At 67.8% G+C, this 17290-nt stretch carries 18 protein-coding genes; 8 read left to right on the top strand and 10 right to left on the bottom strand.

Annotated elements, in window-relative coordinates:
• Positions 1-672: 672 nt before the first annotated feature.
• On the bottom strand, positions 673-1293 hold the full coding sequence (locus IEX89_RS06715; RefSeq protein WP_188910953.1) for a hypothetical protein: 621 nt from the start codon (positions 1291-1293) through the stop codon (positions 673-675).
• On the opposite strand from IEX89_RS06715, the gene IEX89_RS24605 reads away from it, so the two are divergent.
• From IEX89_RS24605 to IEX89_RS06700, 3 genes are all read left to right on the top strand, one after another.
• Positions 1275-1595 (top strand): exopolysaccharide biosynthesis protein, encoded by a 321-nt coding sequence (locus tag IEX89_RS24605; protein ID WP_188910951.1) that lies wholly within the window; start codon positions 1275-1277, stop codon positions 1593-1595. The genes IEX89_RS06715 and IEX89_RS24605 overlap by 19 nt on opposite strands.
• Before the next feature lie 74 nt (positions 1596-1669).
• Entirely contained in the window at positions 1670-2086 is a 417-nt protein-coding gene (locus tag IEX89_RS06705) for a PRC-barrel domain-containing protein (RefSeq protein WP_188910949.1), read from the top strand.
• Between the two features lie 112 nt (positions 2087-2198).
• The gene (locus tag IEX89_RS06700; protein ID WP_188910947.1) at positions 2199-2513 is read left to right on the top strand and encodes a hypothetical protein; all 315 of its coding nucleotides are present in this window, start codon (positions 2199-2201) and stop codon (positions 2511-2513) included.
• Positions 2514-2574: 61 nt separating this feature from the next.
• On the opposite strand, the gene IEX89_RS06695 is transcribed toward IEX89_RS06700, so the two are convergent.
• A complete protein-coding gene (locus tag IEX89_RS06695; RefSeq protein WP_188910945.1) occupies positions 2575-3120 on the bottom strand; it encodes a fasciclin domain-containing protein in 546 nt (181 codons plus the stop codon).
• Between the two features lie 1259 nt (positions 3121-4379).
• On the opposite strand from IEX89_RS06695, the gene IEX89_RS06690 reads away from it, so the two are divergent.
• On the top strand, positions 4380-5291 hold the full coding sequence (locus IEX89_RS06690; RefSeq protein WP_188910943.1) for a DUF4214 domain-containing protein: 912 nt from the start codon (positions 4380-4382) through the stop codon (positions 5289-5291).
• A 341-nt stretch (positions 5292-5632) separates the two neighbouring features.
• Here IEX89_RS06690 and IEX89_RS06685 read toward each other — a convergent pair whose 3' ends face one another.
• From IEX89_RS06685 to IEX89_RS06650, 8 genes are all read right to left on the bottom strand, one after another.
• Positions 5633-6079: a hypothetical protein gene (locus tag IEX89_RS06685; protein ID WP_188910941.1), complete on the bottom strand. Its 447-nt coding sequence runs from the start codon at positions 6077-6079 to the stop codon at positions 5633-5635.
• A 258-nt stretch (positions 6080-6337) separates the two neighbouring features.
• Positions 6338-6778: a helix-turn-helix domain-containing protein gene (locus IEX89_RS06680; protein ID WP_188910939.1), complete on the bottom strand. Its 441-nt coding sequence runs from the start codon at positions 6776-6778 to the stop codon at positions 6338-6340.
• 123 nt (positions 6779-6901) lie between these two features.
• Positions 6902-7225 (bottom strand): winged helix domain-containing protein, encoded by a 324-nt coding sequence (locus IEX89_RS06675; RefSeq protein WP_188910937.1) that lies wholly within the window; start codon positions 7223-7225, stop codon positions 6902-6904.
• A gap of 260 nt (positions 7226-7485) precedes the next feature.
• A complete protein-coding gene (locus tag IEX89_RS06670; RefSeq protein ID WP_188910935.1) occupies positions 7486-7689 on the bottom strand; it encodes a helix-turn-helix domain-containing protein in 204 nt (67 codons plus the stop codon).
• Positions 7690-7797: 108 nt separating this feature from the next.
• Complete coding sequence (locus IEX89_RS06665; RefSeq protein WP_188910933.1) at positions 7798-8307, bottom strand: hypothetical protein; 510 nt, start codon at positions 8305-8307, stop codon at positions 7798-7800.
• Complete coding sequence (locus IEX89_RS06660) at positions 8304-9494, bottom strand: tyrosine-type recombinase/integrase (RefSeq protein WP_188910931.1); 1191 nt, start codon at positions 9492-9494, stop codon at positions 8304-8306. The genes IEX89_RS06665 and IEX89_RS06660 overlap by 4 nt, the downstream gene beginning before the upstream one ends.
• A 362-nt stretch (positions 9495-9856) precedes the next feature.
• Positions 9857-10609, bottom strand: a complete 753-nt coding sequence (otsB, locus tag IEX89_RS06655) for a trehalose-phosphatase (protein ID WP_188910929.1) — start codon at positions 10607-10609, stop codon at positions 9857-9859.
• Positions 10606-12867, bottom strand: a complete 2262-nt coding sequence (locus IEX89_RS06650; RefSeq protein ID WP_188911019.1) for an alpha,alpha-trehalose-phosphate synthase (UDP-forming) — start codon at positions 12865-12867, stop codon at positions 10606-10608. The genes otsB and IEX89_RS06650 overlap by 4 nt, the downstream gene beginning before the upstream one ends.
• Positions 12868-13145: 278 nt before the next feature.
• On the opposite strand from IEX89_RS06650, the gene IEX89_RS06645 reads away from it, so the two are divergent.
• The 4 genes from IEX89_RS06645 to IEX89_RS06630 all read left to right on the top strand — a co-directional run bounded on the left by IEX89_RS06645 (position 13146) and on the right by IEX89_RS06630 (position 17249).
• Positions 13146-14387, top strand: coding sequence for a flavin monoamine oxidase family protein (locus tag IEX89_RS06645; protein WP_280513911.1), 1242 nt, complete (start codon positions 13146-13148; stop codon positions 14385-14387).
• Between the two features lie 72 nt (positions 14388-14459).
• Positions 14460-14603, top strand: coding sequence for a hypothetical protein (locus tag IEX89_RS06640; protein WP_188910918.1), 144 nt, complete (start codon positions 14460-14462; stop codon positions 14601-14603).
• Between the two features lie 235 nt (positions 14604-14838).
• Positions 14839-15588, top strand: a complete 750-nt coding sequence (locus tag IEX89_RS06635; RefSeq protein WP_188910916.1) for a lytic transglycosylase domain-containing protein — start codon at positions 14839-14841, stop codon at positions 15586-15588.
• Positions 15589-15707: 119 nt separating this feature from the next.
• Positions 15708-17249, top strand: coding sequence for an aromatic amino acid lyase (locus IEX89_RS06630; protein WP_188910913.1), 1542 nt, complete (start codon positions 15708-15710; stop codon positions 17247-17249).
• Positions 17250-17290: the final 41 nt, after the last annotated feature.

The following is a 17290-nucleotide window of genomic DNA, read 5'->3' as shown; positions in this document are numbered from 1 at the left end:
CCCGCCGTCAGCCTGCCAGCGATGGAGCCCTGACGAACGATCCGGCCACGCCCAGGATCGTCCATGGCACCGCGTCAGCTACACCACGCCTCGGGACATGATCGGTGCCGGATCCAGCGACGTGTTGGCACTGCATCGACCGAGCGCCTATCCACCGGTGCGGATCCAAGGCGTATTCGAATGCGCTGGACACGCGCTGCTCGCCGTCAACGCTACTGCCGAGCTTGTAATCACCGAGGCCTGCGGCGGCGCTGTTCGAGCCGTTCGTATTTCCGCGAGATCTCCGCCGACCCATCCGGAGCGCAACGCCGTAGTTCCCGCAGTCGGGGTTTCCGCATGTGTTCACGTTGACGTCGCCTGAAGGCGGAGGGTAAATTTGCACCAAAGAAAGGTTTCGAACCCGTCCAACCATCTCGGTGCTCCGCAACGAAGAGCAAGTCTTTTGCGGTAGCGCTGTCTGCTTGACGGGTCAATGAACGGCCCGGGTGAAACCGCCGTTTGGGTAAATTTCCCCGTAGTCCGCATCCTCAACGATTTTCATGAACCCCAGAGACCGCAAGGACTCCGACAGAATGTCGGAGCCCTCGTGATGGCCGTATGTCCTCAGGCGCGGAATGCGTAAGCCTCGACCAGCGGGCCTTTCATCCTTCGTGCGGACTTTGCGTGGCTCGATCACTGAGCCTCGAGCTCGGCGCAGGCGACGGGCAGGGTCACGCGCGCCGGTACGCCCTCCAGCGAGCGGACGCTGTCCGGGAGCGGCAGATCCTCCGGCACGCCATGGATGTACACGACGCGGCGCTCAAGGGCCGGCGGCGTCGAGAACTCGGCGTCGAGCGCCTCCTCCAGCGCGGACGCCTCGACGGTGGTTTCGAAGCGGACCTCGCCCGCCTCCGAGGCCGTGGGGTAGGTCTCGCTGTGCAGCGACAGGCTCGCAGGGTCGTCGGTGAGCGGGATCATCGTCACGCCGGAGACGTCACGGGTCTCGATCAGGTCGACGAAGTCGTCGCCGTTCGCATCGGTGGCCGGGCCGGCGCAGGTCGCCTCCTGCGGGTCGCCCTCGGGAAAGCCGTGGATGTGGGCGAGGTGCATCCCGGGCGAGAGGCCGTCGACCGTGAGCGAGATCGTGTAGGTGCCGCCGTCGCGGGTGACCCGCACGTCGCCGATCGGATTCTGGCGGGTTTCGGCGCCGTTCACCGGGTCGATCGTGCCGGTATAGGTCGCCTCCTGAGCCGCGGCGGGAAGGGCGAGGCCGGCGGCAAAGGCGCCGGCGGCGAGTGCGTGCAGGTGTTTCATGGGGGTTTTCTCCCTGTCGGCTGGGTCTCGCGCCCCGAGGGGCGTCGCTGCGCGAACGTGAGGCGTGGTGGAGCGTTCCCGCCGGATCGACGCGGCGCGGGAACGGTTCGGCCGTCATCCTTGCGCTCACGTTGTTCATGCCGCTCATGGAAGTGATCCCGACCTCGGGCTCCCTCGCCTCGGCCGTGATCGCGGTGTTCGTCGCCGGACTGCTTGTCCGGGATGGAGGGCTCGTGCTTGCCTCGCTGGTTCTGCTCCTAGCCGTCCCCGTGGCCGTTTGGCATTTCGGCTTCGCGGGCTGAGCGGCGCCGGTGGAACGCGCTGCCGCCCGATCCATTGTCGAGTCGTCGTCGGATGCGCGACAGGGAGCTGCCTCATGAGCTGGAAGTCCTATCTCGCCCCGCTCGCCGCCGGCTTCGGTGTTTTCGCGCCGCTCGGTGCGGCGCCCGTCTCCCAGCTCCTGCTCGCGCCTCCCATCGTCACGGAGGAAGTCGCCGAGGTCTTCGCGAACGTGGAGGACCTCCAGGACATCGAGGTGCACGCCAGCCTCGGCGAGGTGGTCGGGGACGTTCGAGTCGTGGTCGTCGACGAGGACGGGATGCACTACATCGTGGTCGAGGTCGGCGGCTTCCTGGGGTTCGGCGAGAACCGGGTCGCCGTGCCGATGACGAGCGTCGCCGCCCGTGGCGACGTCTCGCTCGCTCTCGTCGGGATCACCGGGGATCAGCTGGAGGCGATGGCCGAATGGAACGAGGACACGCCCGGTTTCACCGTCCTCGAGGCGACGCGGTAGCGGTAGCTCCTGTCCTCCCCGCGCCACGGCGAGGCGCTGGAGGCGCGCCGGGCTCGGAACTCCGTAGGACGCAGCGTGCTTGCGTAGCATCGCCACATGAAGAGGACTTCCAATGAACCGATCAGCCAAGATGACCGCTGCAGCCGCTCTCGCGGCGATCCTCGCTTTTCCGGTCGTCGCCCAGGATGCGGACGACACCGGGACGATCGCGATCGACGGCGAGCTCGAGAACCTCACGGCCGGTTTTTTCACGGACGCCACGCGCGAGGAACTGCGCCCGCGCGAGGAACTGGAAGCCGCCTTCGCGAAAATGGACGCCGGGCAGAAGGCGCTCGTGATCGAACACTGCGGCGAGGTCGGCATCGGACCGGACGCGGACGAGTCGAGCGGTTGGGTCTACTTCTGCGACGCGGTGCTCACCGATTGAGGCCGACGACCGTCGCGCTGCCGGCCGGCAAGGCGCATCAGCCGCGATCCTCCAGGAGAGATCACCGGTAGGGGGTGAAGCCGAGATTGACGTTCCGCGGGATTAGAACCGCGTCGATGACGTGGACTAAGCCGTCGGAGTGGGAAATGTCCTGCCTTGAAATTCGTGCTCGCCCCCCTTCTTGGTCCGTGAGTTCAAGCGCGTCTCCGACAATGCGGACCGTCAACGGGTCGCCGGAAGCAGTACGCAAGGTCGTGCGGCCCCTTCTGTCGCGAACCGCTTGCGCGAGGTCGCCAGCGGTGATCCGACCTGGAACCAAATGATACTCAAGGATGCTTTCCAGCCGATCTTCGTTCTCCGGGAGGAGCAGCATTGCTCTGCGTTCCGCCGGCATTCGTGCGAAGGCCTGATCCGTCGGTGCAAACAGCGTGAACGGGCCGCCGGACAGGTCATCGAGAACTTCCGTCGAGCCGAGGGCGGAGAAAAGCTCCGAGAAGTCACCCGAGCCGCTGAGGCTCTCGATCAGTTCCCCGTCCGGCGGCGACGCTTCGGGCGCGCCATTCTGGGCCACACCGGGCGACATGGCCGCTCCGGCGAGAAACAGCATAAGCGTCCCAGACGTCAAGATTCCGCCGACGAATGACATGATTACTCCTTGGAATACTCGAGAACAGCATTATGATGCCAGGACGATTGCGGAGCATCTCACCGCACAAGCACAGCTTTATATAGTCACTGCGACCACGTTCGCAAGCAGACCCTCCAGTGCATCGGCACCGGCTCCCTAGGCGCCCGTCACGTTCAAGGGGGGGGCCGCCTTGAAGCCAAGTGACATGCTCGTCGACGGGCTCGGTGGGTAGAGCCGTTTATAGGCCGGCCCGGGATTGGTTCCCGGGCTTGCCTACGCGGGCGAGGACCTCTCGCCGGGTGGGCGTTGGCGAGAAGATCATCCTCGCCATCCACAGCGGGCGATCGCCGGAAGTCGTCGGACGCAATGCTCAGGGTGGCATGACCGCAGTGGGCCGACTCCGGACCATGCCGGTGCTCGCTCCCTCAGCCCCGCTCCGCGGTGCCCGCTTGGCGCGCGCCGATACGAGCGGTAACGCGACCGGCTAAGGCCGCCTTGCCTCCCGGACGGTCAAGGACGAAGGCCGCGCTCAGAGAATTATCGCCCAGAGAAACGACGGCCACACCCGCTGCAGGAGTGTCAAAACGTGTAACATTACGGCTAACATCGCCGTGAGCGGTCGTTGCTCAATCCTTGTTTTTGAAGGATTGTGCGACTGCGCTAGAGGGCAGACGAATCCCGCCCTGTCCGCCACCATTTCGGCTCAAGCCGTTGGTCCATGAAATGTTTTCCGCTGAGCGCAGGCGTCTTCCCCACCGCGTTCCCCACCCGGCGCGCTCGATTGCCGCGGTTTCTGCTTGGCGAACCTTCCTCAGTCGATGTTGGAGTGCCCTGTCTGGAGGCCACCATGCCCAACGCCATCCCGACGCCGCCCTGCACCGTCCGCGCGCTCGACGAGGCGTTCGTGTTAATCGATGCCGCAGTCCTATCTTTTGCCTCTACTTCGCGGAAGGTGCTCGCCGGTTGGCGATTGGGAGGCGGCCGCGCAAGAAGGCCCGCGCCATTGCCGAGCGGATCGCGCGCGGCTCCAGCAGGCGGAAAAACGTAGCGAGCAAGTTGCCTCTGTGGGGCATTACTCATCTTGACAGGCTTGTCGAGCGCTGAGAGGCTCGGGGCGCGGCTGGGGTTGTGGAACTCGAACGTTTCCGTTTTCTTGCTGGGTCGAGAGCAGCGTCAGCGGCAGTAGCCGATGCGCGGGCGTCGGTATCCACGACTCAGATGAAAGGTCGAGGTCTGACATGCCGATTATCAATGCTTACAGCCGTCCTTTGCAAATGCAGGACGGCGTATCATCGTTTCCGGTTGTTGCAGACCCAGTACTCATATCGGAGTCGACAAGTGCTGTTTTGGGGCGCGACCCGAACACGGGTATTTATATCTTAGTCGAGGGTTTTTTTGGTAGTAGTTTTGCAAGTGTAAATGCTTTTACCTTTTATGAAGCTGATCAAAGCCCTCTAGGAAAGTTGTCCGGTCTTCAGATTTCGGGATCATTTGCCCAGATCGAACAGACGCTAGCGCGCCTGTCCGACATCTCGTTCCTTCTTGGTGGAGTTGATAGTTTTTATGGCAGTGAATTCAATGATGTAATCAGAGGGTACGGCGGTAATGATTATATCAGCGGCGGATCAGGAATCGATATTGCGCTGTTCTCAGGATTTGGTGGACATTATAGCGTTTCGAGACTGGGCGGTGACATTATTGTTAGCGGCCCAGACGGATCTGATAGACTAAATCAAGTCGAACGAATCGGGTTTGCTGACGGCATTCTAGCATTTGATTTCGAAGGAACGGCGGGTAGGGCATATCGTCTTTATGAGGCTGCGTTGAATCGTGTTCCTGACCCAGCAGGCTTGGGAGCGTGGACCCGTGCTCTGGACGCCGGGACTTCACTTGCCGAAGTGGCTTGGGGATTTATCAACTCTCCAGAATTCATGAACCGTTTTTCTACAGCTCAAACAGATGCGGGATTTGTCGATGCCCTTTATCAAAACGTACTCGATAGGTTGCCTGACGCAATTGGGAAGGAATATTGGGAGTTGCAACTGAATTCCGGAGTTAGCCGCGCTGATGTTTTAATTGGTTTTTCTGAAAGCGCTGAAAATAAGAATGCAACAATCAGTAACTTTGATAATGGAGTGTGGTTTGTATGAGAATTGTTTTTGTTGCATCTTGGGTAGATTATTGAATGTTAAAGTGATCATCTACTCAAGGCCATTAGCCGTTGAGCGGCACTGCTCACCCGACCACCTCCTCGACCTTTCGGGCCTCACGGGCAAGGGCGTAGACGAGGCGACGCATCTCGATGGCCTCGCATGTGTAGAGCCCCGTCTTGAACCGGCCGTTTCTAGGGCCCATCGCAGCCCCGCCACCGGCTCCGTGCATGCGGCAAACGCACCAGCCCCGGACGGCGGGCGCGCGGCACGGCTCGCCGGTCCGTTTCGCCCTGCCGCGGCATCGGGGAGCAGCATGGGCGCTGCGCATGGGGTTGACCTCACTTCCCGCCATGCAGCCCTCCCCGTGTGCTCATCTCTCCAGCGACGACCGCCTGCCCGCCGTCGCCGACGTTGACGTGCTGGACGACCACCGTCTGCCGGCCCCGCGTCCGATACTTCGTCAAACTCTCGGCGAGCGTGCCGACCGTCCGCGCGGCCTTGTCCGCGAGCGCGAGGAAACGCGTCCTCGCTTCGAACGTCTGCTCCGGTATCCACGCCCGGCGGTACAACTCGAGCGCCGCGCTGTTGGCGGCGAGCATCTGCGCGACGAGCATCCCTTCCGTGGGGTCGGTCGGCTTCATGTCCATGAGCGCCGTGACGGCACCGATTATTTTCTCGTCCGCGTCCGCCGTGCGGTCCGCGCCACCCGGCAGCGCGTATCCGAGAGCCGTTGCGAGCAGGCGCCCGTTCCACGCGTCGTTGGAGCCGCCGCCGATGTGCTTCATGGTCGGCGTCCCGTTCTGGACCGGCAGGCGCCGCGGTTCGGGCGCCGCGGGCTGCTTCGTCTTCGCCATCTCGTCGACCTCCGGCGCGTCTGTCGGGCACGGGCGCGACCAACTCGTCGAGCATCCGCTCGCCGCCGAGCTGCGCACCTCCTATGGTAAATTATATGTGTCCCCTTAGTAAGACCGTGGAACCATCGTGAAACCGGGCAGCAGTCCGATGAGAGGGACAAAACGCGCAATATTGTTGCGCGGACCTCGCTACTGTCCCTGAGATAAGACCGGCTGTCCCTGCGGTAAGACCGGCTTTTGCTTTTCATTGGGCTGCCAGCGGGCGAAAGCACGGGACGGAAGCGCGCCCGATTGGTCGCACGAGTAGAGCGTCAGCCGGTACTCGGCGGCGTGCGGCGTCTTCCGGTGGAACGAACCCGGGCGCGTTTGCTCGATGAAGCCGCGCTCGGTCAACGCCGCGAGCGCGCGGGCCGCGGTGTCCTTCGAGCAGCCGATGCGCTCGGCGGCGTCCCGCGCGGACAGCGCGAGGCGTCCATTGTTTCCGCCGTTGTACAGCGACGCCACCTCGATGAAGGCGCATCGCGCCACCGGGGAGAGGCTGCGCCAGGCCGCGGACCGCAGCATGTAGAGCGGGAGCGCGACAAAGCGCTGTTGGTTCTTCGAGCGACCCTTCGCGTTGTGCTTCGGCATGATGTTCTCCATCGCGCCTGCAAGCCCCGTGGCGGGCGAGACGCGGTCGACCGCAGGAGGGGCGCGGCAGCGCCGTCGCCGCCGCCGCTCTCCGCGCCCCGATTGTCGATGAGCGGCTATCCGCTACGCGGCGGCCGACGACACGCCGACGTCGACGCCGATGACCGTGACCGGCGTCTCGAGCACGTATCGCGCGTGAGTGCCGCCGTCGTGTGGTTCGCGTTCGGTCCGAATGCCGAGCCCTTCGCGGCGGAGGTCGTGCACGTAGGCGCCGAGCCGGAACGCCGGCCCGCCCGGGAAGTCGAATGCGGTGACGCCGCGCTCGCCTCGCCGGACGAGCAGGAGCAGGGTCTCGGCGTCCCGTCCGACGACGCGGAACCGCTTGCCGCCGACAATCTCGGCGACGACCCGGGGGATGGCCCGCAGGCAGGTCTTCTTCTCGGTCATCGTTCGCGACTCCCGAGGCCAGCAAGTTCAGCGATGGCGAGCGCCAACGCCGGGGAGAGGCCGCGCCGGGCGACGCGCCGGACAGCGGGGTTGGAAAGGAGGTCGCGGTTACGCGACCAGTCGAACAAGGTCGGCTGCCCGAGCGGCAAGCCGGTTCCGTTCCGCCTCGCGCTGCGAGGCCGGTCGTGGTAAGTCTTCATTGGCTTAATCCTTATCGGCGGGTCGCTTCTGCGCCCGCCGCCCTTTTTCGGGCGTTCAGGTCACATGCGCGGCAGCGACGCGAGCCACGCGTTGAGGTCGTCGATGAGGATGATTGTGCGCCGCCCGAGTTTCCGGGCCACGAGCGCACCGCTCTTCAGCGCTTCGTAAACTGCGGTGCGCCCGACGCCAGCGGCTCTTGCAGCGTCCGAGACGCCGAGCCCGAGCGGTGCAACGTTGCGAGTAGATGTTGACTTATCGTTCATTTCCGTTTCGGTCCTTTTGGTACCGGCCACGTCGTCGACGCGGTCAATCCCGGCACGCACGGACTCATAGGAAACCGCGCGGGACCGATTCGGCGTTACGGACGGAATTCAAGTTGGGAAGTGCTTGCGGTACTCCTTCCAGCACTCGTCCACGAGCCGACGCGTTACGAGCACACCGAATTCCTCACTCGCGCGCCGCGAAATCTCAGCAATTATGGAGTTCCTGATGCCTTTCGGGCGCTTTAAGACTCGCTTTTGCACAGAGCCCAAAAGCTTTCGACGGTTTCGAAATTCCGCAACTTCATGCTCTAGCTGGTCGTCTTCAAATTCTTGTGTACGAGTGAAACCTTCCGGGAGCTTGCCTTCCTTTGCAAGTCTCTGAATATTTGCCCAGTGTTCTATGAAATATGCCCAAATGTCGATATCAGAAAGGCTTGGTTCAGCGGACTTCCAGCGTTGAAGGACCTCATTCCGCATCCGCGAATCAGCAGCGGCAGCCGACGCCGCGTCCTGTATCTGCTGACACCACGCGCCGACGAGCACGCGCTGTAGCGGCTCGAGCACCGGCTTGCGACCGGCGTTCGAACGCGCACCGCCGTGGCGGGAATGCGCACTCATGCCCGCCTCAGCAACTCGACAACGGAAGCCGAGCGCCGTTCGACGAAGTCGGACCATGCAGTCATCAGCGCGCGCCGCTTCTCCAGAGCATCGCCCCGCCGATAAGCCCGCTCGACCTCGTCGCCGACGAGATGGGCGAGTGCCGCTTCGGCTATCTCGCGCGGGAAAGGCGTTCGCTCGCCCGCCCAGTCGCGGAAGGCCGACCGGAAGCCGTGCACGGTGAAGTCGACCTTCATGCGCCGGAGAACCATTTCCAGCGCCATGACCGACAGCGGGCGATTCAGCTTCATGCCCGGGAACACGTACTCGCCGACGGCAGCCTTGTTCAGTTCGACGAGGATGTCGACGGCACGGTCGGTGAGCGGTACGCGGTGCGCCCGCCCGCCCTTCATGCGCTCGGCGGGCACGCTCCACACCGCGGCGTCGAAGTCGACCTCGCTCCAGCGCATCCCGAGCACTTCGCCCGACCGCGCCGCAGTGAGCACGAGGAACTCCAGCGCCCGCGCCGAGACGCCCACGCGGTCGCGCAGACGCGACATGAAGGCAGGAACGTCGTCGAACGGCATTGCCCGATGATGGCCGCGGGTCAGCTTCTTCGGACGGGGCAGAATTGCGTCGAGATGCCCGCGCCAGCGCGCCGGATTCTCGCCCGTGCGCAGCCCACGCGCCTTGGCGTAATCGAGCACCCGCTCGATGCGACCGCGGAGGCGAGACGCGGTCTCGGCCTTCGATTGCCAGATGGGCTGGAGCACCGCGAGCACGTCGTCGGTGCCGACCTCGTCGACCGGCTTGGTGCGCATTGGCGCGCAGTAGTCACGCAGCGTCATTTCCCATTGCGCCCGGTGTTTGGCGTTCCGCCACGACGCCGACATGCTGGTGATGAGCGCGTCGGCGGCTTCGCCGAACGTCATCACCTTCGGCGGCTCGCGGGCGGCGAGCGGGTCGGCTCCGTCGCGAACCATCCTGCGCGCGTCGGCGGCAAGCTCCCGTGCCTTGGCGAGCGGCACGTCACGCAACGGCCCGAGCCCCATCTCGCGCCGCTTGCCCGCCACCTTCCACATGAAGACCCACGACCGCGCGCCGGTCGGCGTGACGTTGAGGTAGAGTCCGCCGCCGTCCGAATGACGACCGGGCTTGGCGAGCGTCGCCACCGCGCGAGCGCTGAGCTTGTTGGCTTGAACCGGCATGGCGCTTCCCCACCTCGTTCCCCACCCTTCCCCACCGGCTTCCCCACCCGAAGGCGCGGATTGTGGTGAACAGCCACGGACGAAGATAACAGGAAAGCCATACAGCGCAAGGCATTCGAGCGCACATGGCGGACGCATATGAACGCCCAGAGGTTATAGTACGACGGACGCCCTGTCCGCCAGCTTTACCCGACATGAGCTTGCCGAGATCGCGTGACTCGAGCCGCGCGATGCCCAGAGCTTCTCGCCGCGGCATGCGCTACCGGTTCCCGTACTTCCGCCATTTGCTTTGCCGTGATCTTCGCTCCGGCGAGCCTCTTCTGCGCGGTCGCCGAGATCTCGGTCGACCCGCGCGCGAGACATCACGCCTCCGGCAGGCCCTCGAGATCCACGCCGCCCGCATTCGCCCAGCGCTCCAGCGTCGCGTAGAGGGCGGGGACGTCGGGGAGGCGGTGGCTCGCGCAGGTGTCGCCGTCGCCGATGCGCACGGCGACGCCGCCCAGCCGGTTCACGGTCTCGAAGCCGTTCTCGTCGGTGAGGTCGTCGCCGATGAAGACCGGGCGGCGGCCGGCATAGGGGGCGCTCTCCATGAAATGCGCGATGATCCGGCCCTTGCCGGAGAGGGCGGGCAGGATCTCGGCGACCATCTTGCCGTGCTGGATGCGGTACTCGGCGCCCAGCCGCGCGGCGAGGTCCTCCAGGAGCCCCTTGGCGCGGGCCTCCTCGGCGGGCGCCATGCGCCAGTGCACGGCGACAGAGCAGCCCTTGTCCTCGATGATCACGTTCTCGATCGGGTCGAGTGCCTCGTGCAGCTCCGCGATGCCGCGACGCAGCGCCGGGTGCTCCTCCGGGCGGCAGGGATGCAGCACGCCCGCGAGCCGGCGCTCGACGCCGTGGAGCCCGGCGGCGTCGCCGTGGAAGGGGGCGAGCTTCCCGTCGAGGAAGGCGATCGGCCGGCCCGAGACGATGGCGAGCGCGCCGCCCAGCGCCTGCGAGAGCCGCTCCAGCGTCTGCGGGACGCCGGCTCCGACGGCGACGGCGTCGGGACGGTCGACGATCTCGACGAGGGTGCCGTCGAAATCGAGGAAGAGGGCGTGGTTCGGGGGAGCGGTCATGCGGCGGGCTTCCTCCTGCGGTCGGTGGGGCGCTCGCCCTTGCGGTCGGTGCGCCGTTCCTTGGCGTCGATGAGGCGCATGATGCGCTCCTTCTTGCGCAGGCGGGCGGCGTCCAGCAGCATCTGCCCCGCCCAGCGGTAGACGTTCTTCGCCTCCACCTGCTCGCGCATCACCTTCATGCGCTCGCGCTGCTCGCCGGAATCCATGGCGAGCGCCCGGTGGATCACCTGGCCCATGGCGTAGGCGTCGTAGGGGTTGACGATGAGCGCCTCGGAGAGCTCCCGCGAGGCGCCGGCGAAGGCGGAGAGGACGAGCACGCCCTGCTCGTCGTCGCGCGAGGCCACGAATTCCTTGGCGACGAGGTTCATGCCGTCGTGCAGGGAGGAGACGATGCACAGGTCCGCCGCGCGGAAGAGCTCGAAGACCTCGTCGGGCTCGTGATGGCGGGCGAGGAGCTTGATCGGCTCCCAGCCGTCGGCGCCGTGGCGCGCGTTGATCTCGTCGGCGAGCGCCTCGGCCTCGGCCTGGAGGTTGCGGTAGCTCGCGAGCTTGGCGCGGGTGGGCGCCGCCACCTGGGCGAAGCAGAAGCGGCCCTTCCAGTCGGGATATTCCGTCAGGAAGGCGTCGACGCCGCGCATGCGGTCGAGGATGCCCTTCGTGTAGTCGAAGCGCTCGATGCCGACCCCGAGCTTGATGTCGGGGGAGAGGCCGAGGCGCTCGCGCACGGTGGTGCGGGTCTCGGGCACCGGTGCCTGGCCCTCCAGCGCGGCCGGCGGCCAGTCGATCGAGATCGGGTAGGGCCGCACGAAGGTCTCGTGGCCGGCGAGCGAGATCGAATCGCTCTCGCGGTCGATGCGGCTCTCCATGAAGCGATCGACGGTCTCGATGAAGTTGTTGCAGTGGAACTGGGTGTGGAAGCCCAGGATCGAGGAGCCGAGCAGCCCGTCGATGATCTCCTCCTTCCACGGGCAGATCCCGAACGTCTCCGAGTTCGGCCAGGGGATGTGCCAGAAGGTGATGATGGTGGCGTTGGGCAGCCGGTCGCGGATCATCCGCGGCGCGAGCGCGAGGTGGTAGTCCTGGATGAGGACTATGGGGTCGGGGCGCTTGGCCTCGGCGACCACCGCCTCGGCGAACTTTTCGTTGACGGAGCGGTAGAAGCGCCAGTCGCTCTCGCGGAAGATCGGGCGCACGAAGGCGATGTGGCAGAGCGGCCAGAGGCCCTCGTTGGCGAAGCCGTAATAATAGCCGTCCTGCTCCTCGTCGGTGAGCCAGAGCCGGCGCAGCGTGTAGGTGGGCTTCGCGGGCGGGACGCCGACGCGGTCGTCGGCGTCCACGGAGTCGCGATCGGCCGAGCCCGAGCCGTGGGCGATCCAGGTGCCGCCGCAGGCGCGGGTGACGGGCTCGAGCGCCGAGACGAGGCCGGACGCCGGGCGCTGGACCTGGATCGTGCCGTCGTCCTTGCGGTTGTGGATATAGGGCTCGCGGTTGGAGACGACGATCACCTCGGAGCCCGGCAGCTCGTTGGCGAGCGCGACCTGCAGCGTCTCCGGGTTCCAGACGGTGTGGACCGTGTCGATCTGCCGGCGGGCGAGCTCGAGCTCGCCGAGCGCGCCCTTGATCTCCTCGGCGATCTGCGTGTCCGAGGGGCCCTGCTCCTCGGTGCGGCCCTCGCGCACGTCCTCGATCGCCTGGCGCACGGAATGGCGCCAGCGCGCCAGGATGAAGATCGAGAGGACGGAAGCGATCGCCGCGCCGCCGAAGCCCACCGCGACGAGGGCGAGGACGAGCGCCATGCGCGCCTGGCCCGCGCGCTCCTCGATATAGGCGAGGTCGTGCAGGATCACGAGGCGCGCGGCGCCCACGCCGTTAGCCTCGAGGGCGTGGGCGGTGACGAGGGCGGCCTGGCCGTCGAGCGCGATGGGGCTCGGACCCGCCGCCTCGTCCGCGGGCGCGGCCTCGCAGGAGAAGCGCTCGGGCATGCCGCCGGTGGCCAGCGTCAGCGCGCCGCCCTCGCACAGGCCGATCGCGGCGATGCGCCCGTCCGCGGCGATGCGCCCGAACAGGGCGTCGAGCGCGGCCGCGTCGCCCTGCGCGCGCATCTCCTCGATCTGCTCGCGCGCGGCGGCGAAGACGAGCTGCGAGCGCAGCTCCACGTCCCGCTGCGCCCAATCGTCGACGAACGAGGAGGCGAAGGGCAGGAGTGCGAGGACGACGAGCGCCGCGATCAGGATTGCGAGCCCGCCATAGCGGATCATGGTGCGCAAAACACAAGCTCTCCTTGCGTACCCCGCCGCGGCGGCGCAGCGTTGCGTGACGAATATTCCGGGAGATCGATCCCCCTGGCAAGGAAGCCGCCGGTGCGCGGACGCAGAGGCGCGTCGACGCTCGTGAACGGCGGCTCCCGCGAGCGAACGCGGCGGCCGGGTCGTCGGTTTCGCCGGGCGGGGCGCCGATCCCGCGTTCGCGCCGTCGGCGCTTGCGCCCGAGGCGGGCTCTGGTAGGAGAAATGTCTCCGGTTGCGAGGAGGAGCGTGGTGCAGGAGATCGACGTCGCCATCGTGGGTGCCGGGGCCGCGGGCCTCGCGGCCGCCGCCGCGCTCGCCGGAGCGCCCCTCGACGTGCGGGTGCTGGAGGCGGCGCCGCGCGTGGGCGGGCGCGCCTGGACCGTGACGCGCGAGACGCTTCCCCTCGATCTCGGCTGCGGCTGGCTGCATTCCGCCGACCGCAACCCCTTCACGGTGCTCGCGGGCGAGCTCGGCTTCACCGTCGACCGCACGCCCGCGCGCTGGGGCGAGCAGACGGCGGGGGAGGGGTTCGACGCCCACGACCAGGCGGGCTTCGACGCGGCCTGGGAGGCCTTCGACGACGCGGTGATCGAGGGCGCGCGCAAGCGCGTCGACCTGCCCGCGAGCGCCTACCTGCCGCCCGAGCACGCACGCTTCCACCCGCTGCTCGACGCGATCTCGACCTATGTCAGCGGCGTCGAGCTCGACGGCGTGTCGAGCCTCGATCTCGCCGCCTATTCGCAGGCGGACACCGGCGCGAACTGGCGCGTGCGCGAGGGCTACGGCGCTCTGATCGCGGCCTTCGGGCGCGCGGCGCCCGTGACGCTCGACTGCCCGGTGACGCGCATCGACCATTCCGGCCGCTCGCGGGTGCGCCTCGAGACCGGCAAGGGCACGCTCGCGGCCCGCGCCGTGATCGTGACGGTCTCGACGGCGGTGCTGGCCCGGCGCGCCATCCGTTTCGACCCCGCGCTTCCGGAGAAGGAGGTCGCCGCGGCCGGCCTGCCGCTGGGGCTCGCCGACAAGCTCTACCTCGTCCTCGACGAGCCCGAGGCCTTCGCGCCGAACGGCCACGTCTTCGGGCGGCTCGACGACGCGCGTACGGGCTCCTACCTGCTGCGGCCCTTCGGCCTGCCCCTGATCGAGACCTTCGTCGGCGGGCGGCTCGCGCGCGATCTCTCGAAGGCGGGGGAGGGGGCGCTCGCCGGCTTCGCGCTGGAGGAGCTCGCCGGCATCTTCGGGTCGGGCGTGCGGCGCACGATGCGTCCCGTCGCGGCGACGGACTGGCTCGCGGCGCCCCACGTTCACGGCTCCTATTCCTGCGCGCTGCCGGGGCACGCGGGCGATCGCGGGGCGCTCGCCGAGCCCGTGGACGACCGCCTGTTCTTCGCAGGCGAGGCGACCTCGGCGCGCGACTTCTCCACCGCGCACGGCGCCCACGAGACCGGCCTCGCCGCCGGCCGTGCGGTCCGCGCGCGGCTCCTCGGCTGACCGACGGCGCTTCGGCACGGGCCTTGCGCTCTCTCCGGCCGACGGGGTCGGAACGAGAGGCATCGTCCCGATATGAGACATCTTCTGACGATCGGTGCCGCCGGGATCGGCGGCTGGTGGGTCGCGAACGCGGATCTGTCCGATGCGGTGACGACGCTCGCCGTCGGCGGCGTCTTCGTCGCGACGATGATCTGGGCTCTGATGCGCGACGCTTGAGACGAGAGACCGCGAGGCTCGCGATCGTCCGGCCGGGGCCGGCGCCTGGCCGGCTGCCATAATCTCGTCCCTCTTGACCCGGAGAGAGGCGGTGTCGGCGCGGAACGCGTCGGCGTCCCGGTGCCTCCCGGCGCCTCCCAGCGGCGCCCGCCCCTCCCTTCGGCGGGCACGACGCCGCGTCTCATCCCTCCCGCCGAAAGCGGGGCCAGAGATCAGATCATCGGAGAACGAGACGATGAAAATCGCTCTCGCGACCGCGCTCGCGCTTTGCCTCGCGACGCCCGCATTCATGGCGCCCGCCAGCGCCAACGAGAACCTCGCCTTCTTCCGCGCGGACGCCGCGGCGAAGGCCGAAACGGAGATCCGGGCGGCGTCCGCCGAGCCGACCGAGGCCGCTCCCGTGGAGTCCGCTCCGGTGGAGACCGCGTCCACGGCTCGGGCGGACGAGACCACCGTCGTGGAGACGCAGGCCGCCGAGGCCGCGCCGTCGGCGGCGAGCCATCCGGCGAAGTCCTTCTTCCTCATGGACGCCGCCGCCCGCGCCGACGAGGGCGAGACGCCCGAGACCACGCAGGCCGCGGCACCCGCCCAGGCCGCTCCCGCGGCCCCCGCGGGCTCGGTCCAGGCGCTCGTGACCGCGGCGGCCCTGCGCCACGGCATCGACCCCGTCCTCGCCCACGCCATGGCGCGCACGGAAAGCAACTATCGCTGCTCGGCCGTTGGTCGCGCGGGCGAGCTCGGCGTCATGCAGGTGAAGCCCGCCACCGCCCGCTCGGTCGGCGTCACGGGCAACCTGCGTGATTGCGCCACCGGCATCGAGGCGGGCATGCGCTACCTGCGCGCGGCGCTCGATCGTCACGGCACCGGCTGCGGCGGCATCTCCGCCTACAACATGGGCATCCACCGCGCGTCCAGCTTCTGCAACGGCTACGGCCGCAAGGTCATGGCCCGCATGGCGCGGGTGGAGGTCGCCTCCCTGCGCTGAGGGCGCGTGCGGATCACGGACGTGCGATCTTCTCTTGCAGTGCAGCACGGCGCGTGGTGAGCTCGGCGAGAAGGCGCGCTCCCCCCGGGGGGCGCTCCTCCCGTCGAGTTCGAGGATCGATGTCCACGCCGCACGAGATCACCCTCACCGGGGGACCGCTGAGCTTCGATACGCTCGTGCGCATCGGCGCCGGGCGCGCGGTGCCCAGGCCCGATCCCGACGGGCTCGCCCGGGTCCGCCGCGCCCGCGCCGCGATCGACGAGACGATGAAGGCGGGCCTGCCGGTCTACGGCGCGACGACGGGCGTCGGCGCCATGAAGGACGTCTCCTGGTCGGAGGACGAGCGCGACGCCTTCAACGCGGGCCTGGTGCGCGCCCACCATTTCGGCACGGGCGCGCCCTTCCCGCTCTCCACCGTGCGCAACGCCATCACCATCCGCATCAACACGGCGCTGACGGGCCGCGTGGGCTGCTCGACGGAGCTCGTCGAGGCCTTCGTGGCGCTGCTCGAGCGTGACGTCATCCCCGTCGTTCGCCGCACGGGCTCGATCGGCTGCGCCGACATCGGCCTCATGGGCCAGATCGGGGCGATGCTCACGGGGGTTGGCGAGGCCATCTACCGCGACAAGCGGATGCCTGCGGCCATCGCGCTCGAGGAAGCGGGGCTCGCGCCGCTGCGCCTGATGTCGCGCGATTCGCTGGCGGCGATCTCGGTCAACGCCATCGGTCACGCGTCGGCGGCGGAGGCGACGCGGGCCGCGGCCCACGCCATGCGCATCATGCTCGCCACCGGCCTCGCCACCGCCGGCGCGCTCGGTGCCTCGCAGGCGCCCTGGAAGGCGGTGGCGCACGTGGGCACGGAGCGCGAGGCGACGATCGGCGCCTGGCTCTACGAGAACGCGCGGGGCTGGGACTGGCCGCAGGCGACGAACGTGCAGGATCCGCTCTCGCTGCGGATGATGGCGCAGGTCTTCGGCACGCTCTTCCAGAGCCTGCTCGTGAGCGCGAGCACCGTCCTCGCCGCCACGGGGCGCACGGACGACAACCCCGTCGTCATCGACGGGGAGGTGCTCACGTCCGGCGGCTCGCTGCCGCTCGACGTCACCGTCTTCATGGAGACGCTGCAGACCGCGCTCTGCCACGCGGCGCGCAATTCCTTCAACCGCTGCGTCCTTCTCGGCAACGGCGCGCGCCGGGACCTGCCGGTGAACCTCGTGCCGCCGGGGCGGATCGCCACGGGCTTCGGCCCGGTGATCAAGCTCGCGGGCGAGCTGTTCACGCGCATCCTGTCCATGTCGAACCCGGTCTCGGCCCAGCCCCTCGTGGTCGCCGGCGGGCTCGAGGACGAGGCGGCGTTCCTGCCCCTGGTCAACGAGCGCGTGGACCGCCAGGTCCGGGCGCTGCGCCGCATGGCCGCGCTCGAGGGGCTCCTCGCCGCGCAGGCCATGGACATCCTCGGCGATCGGCCCAAGGGCGTCGCCGGTTTCGTCGTCGAGCTGGTGCGCCGGCACGCCGCCTTCTACGACGTCGACCGCCCGCTCTCCGCCGAGGTGGAGGCGATCGAGGGCGAGCTCGCCTCGGAAAGCGTGCTCGGGGAGTTGATCTCTCTCGCTCCGCTGCCAGAATTGGACGACGTCTTCGCCTTGCGGCCGATCCGATAGCCGCGCTTCCGCGTTCCACGACACAGCCGGCGCTGCGCCGG

It is taken from the genome of Salinarimonas ramus (genome assembly GCF_014645695.1).
Classification (GTDB): Bacteria; Pseudomonadota; Alphaproteobacteria; order Rhizobiales; family Beijerinckiaceae; genus Salinarimonas; species Salinarimonas ramus.
This window is presented reverse-complemented; position numbering and strand designations above follow the sequence as displayed.

Bases quoted from the DNA above. Each gene is read 5' to 3' on its own strand.
- IEX89_RS06715 (WP_188910953.1), bottom strand. From the start codon at position 1,293: ATGAAACACCTGCACGCACTCGCCGCCGGCGCCTTTGCCGCCGGCCTC.
- IEX89_RS06705 (WP_188910949.1), top strand. From the start codon at position 1,670: ATGAGCTGGAAGTCCTATCTCGCCCCGCTCGCCGCCGGCTTCGGTGTT.
- IEX89_RS06700 (WP_188910947.1), top strand. From the start codon at position 2,199: ATGAACCGATCAGCCAAGATGACCGCTGCAGCCGCTCTCGCGGCGATC.
- IEX89_RS06695 (WP_188910945.1), bottom strand. From the start codon at position 3,120: ATGCTGTTTCTCGCCGGAGCGGCCATGTCGCCCGGTGTGGCCCAGAAT.
- IEX89_RS06690 (WP_188910943.1), top strand. From the start codon at position 4,380: ATGCCGATTATCAATGCTTACAGCCGTCCTTTGCAAATGCAGGACGGC.
- IEX89_RS06685 (WP_188910941.1), bottom strand. From the start codon at position 6,079: ATGAAGCACATCGGCGGCGGCTCCAACGACGCGTGGAACGGGCGCCTG.
- IEX89_RS06680 (WP_188910939.1), bottom strand. From the start codon at position 6,778: ATGCCGAAGCACAACGCGAAGGGTCGCTCGAAGAACCAACAGCGCTTT.
- IEX89_RS06675 (WP_188910937.1), bottom strand. From the start codon at position 7,225: ATGACCGAGAAGAAGACCTGCCTGCGGGCCATCCCCCGGGTCGTCGCC.
- IEX89_RS06670 (WP_188910935.1), bottom strand. From the start codon at position 7,689: ATGAACGATAAGTCAACATCTACTCGCAACGTTGCACCGCTCGGGCTC.
- IEX89_RS06665 (WP_188910933.1), bottom strand. From the start codon at position 8,307: ATGAGTGCGCATTCCCGCCACGGCGGTGCGCGTTCGAACGCCGGTCGC.
- IEX89_RS06660 (WP_188910931.1), bottom strand. From the start codon at position 9,494: ATGCCGGTTCAAGCCAACAAGCTCAGCGCTCGCGCGGTGGCGACGCTC.
- otsB (WP_188910929.1), bottom strand. From the start codon at position 10,609: ATGACCGCTCCCCCGAACCACGCCCTCTTCCTCGATTTCGACGGCACC.
- IEX89_RS06650 (WP_188911019.1), bottom strand. From the start codon at position 12,867: ATGATCCGCTATGGCGGGCTCGCAATCCTGATCGCGGCGCTCGTCGTC.
- IEX89_RS06640 (WP_188910918.1), top strand. From the start codon at position 14,460: ATGAGACATCTTCTGACGATCGGTGCCGCCGGGATCGGCGGCTGGTGG.
- IEX89_RS06635 (WP_188910916.1), top strand. From the start codon at position 14,839: ATGAAAATCGCTCTCGCGACCGCGCTCGCGCTTTGCCTCGCGACGCCC.
- IEX89_RS06630 (WP_188910913.1), top strand. From the start codon at position 15,708: ATGTCCACGCCGCACGAGATCACCCTCACCGGGGGACCGCTGAGCTTC.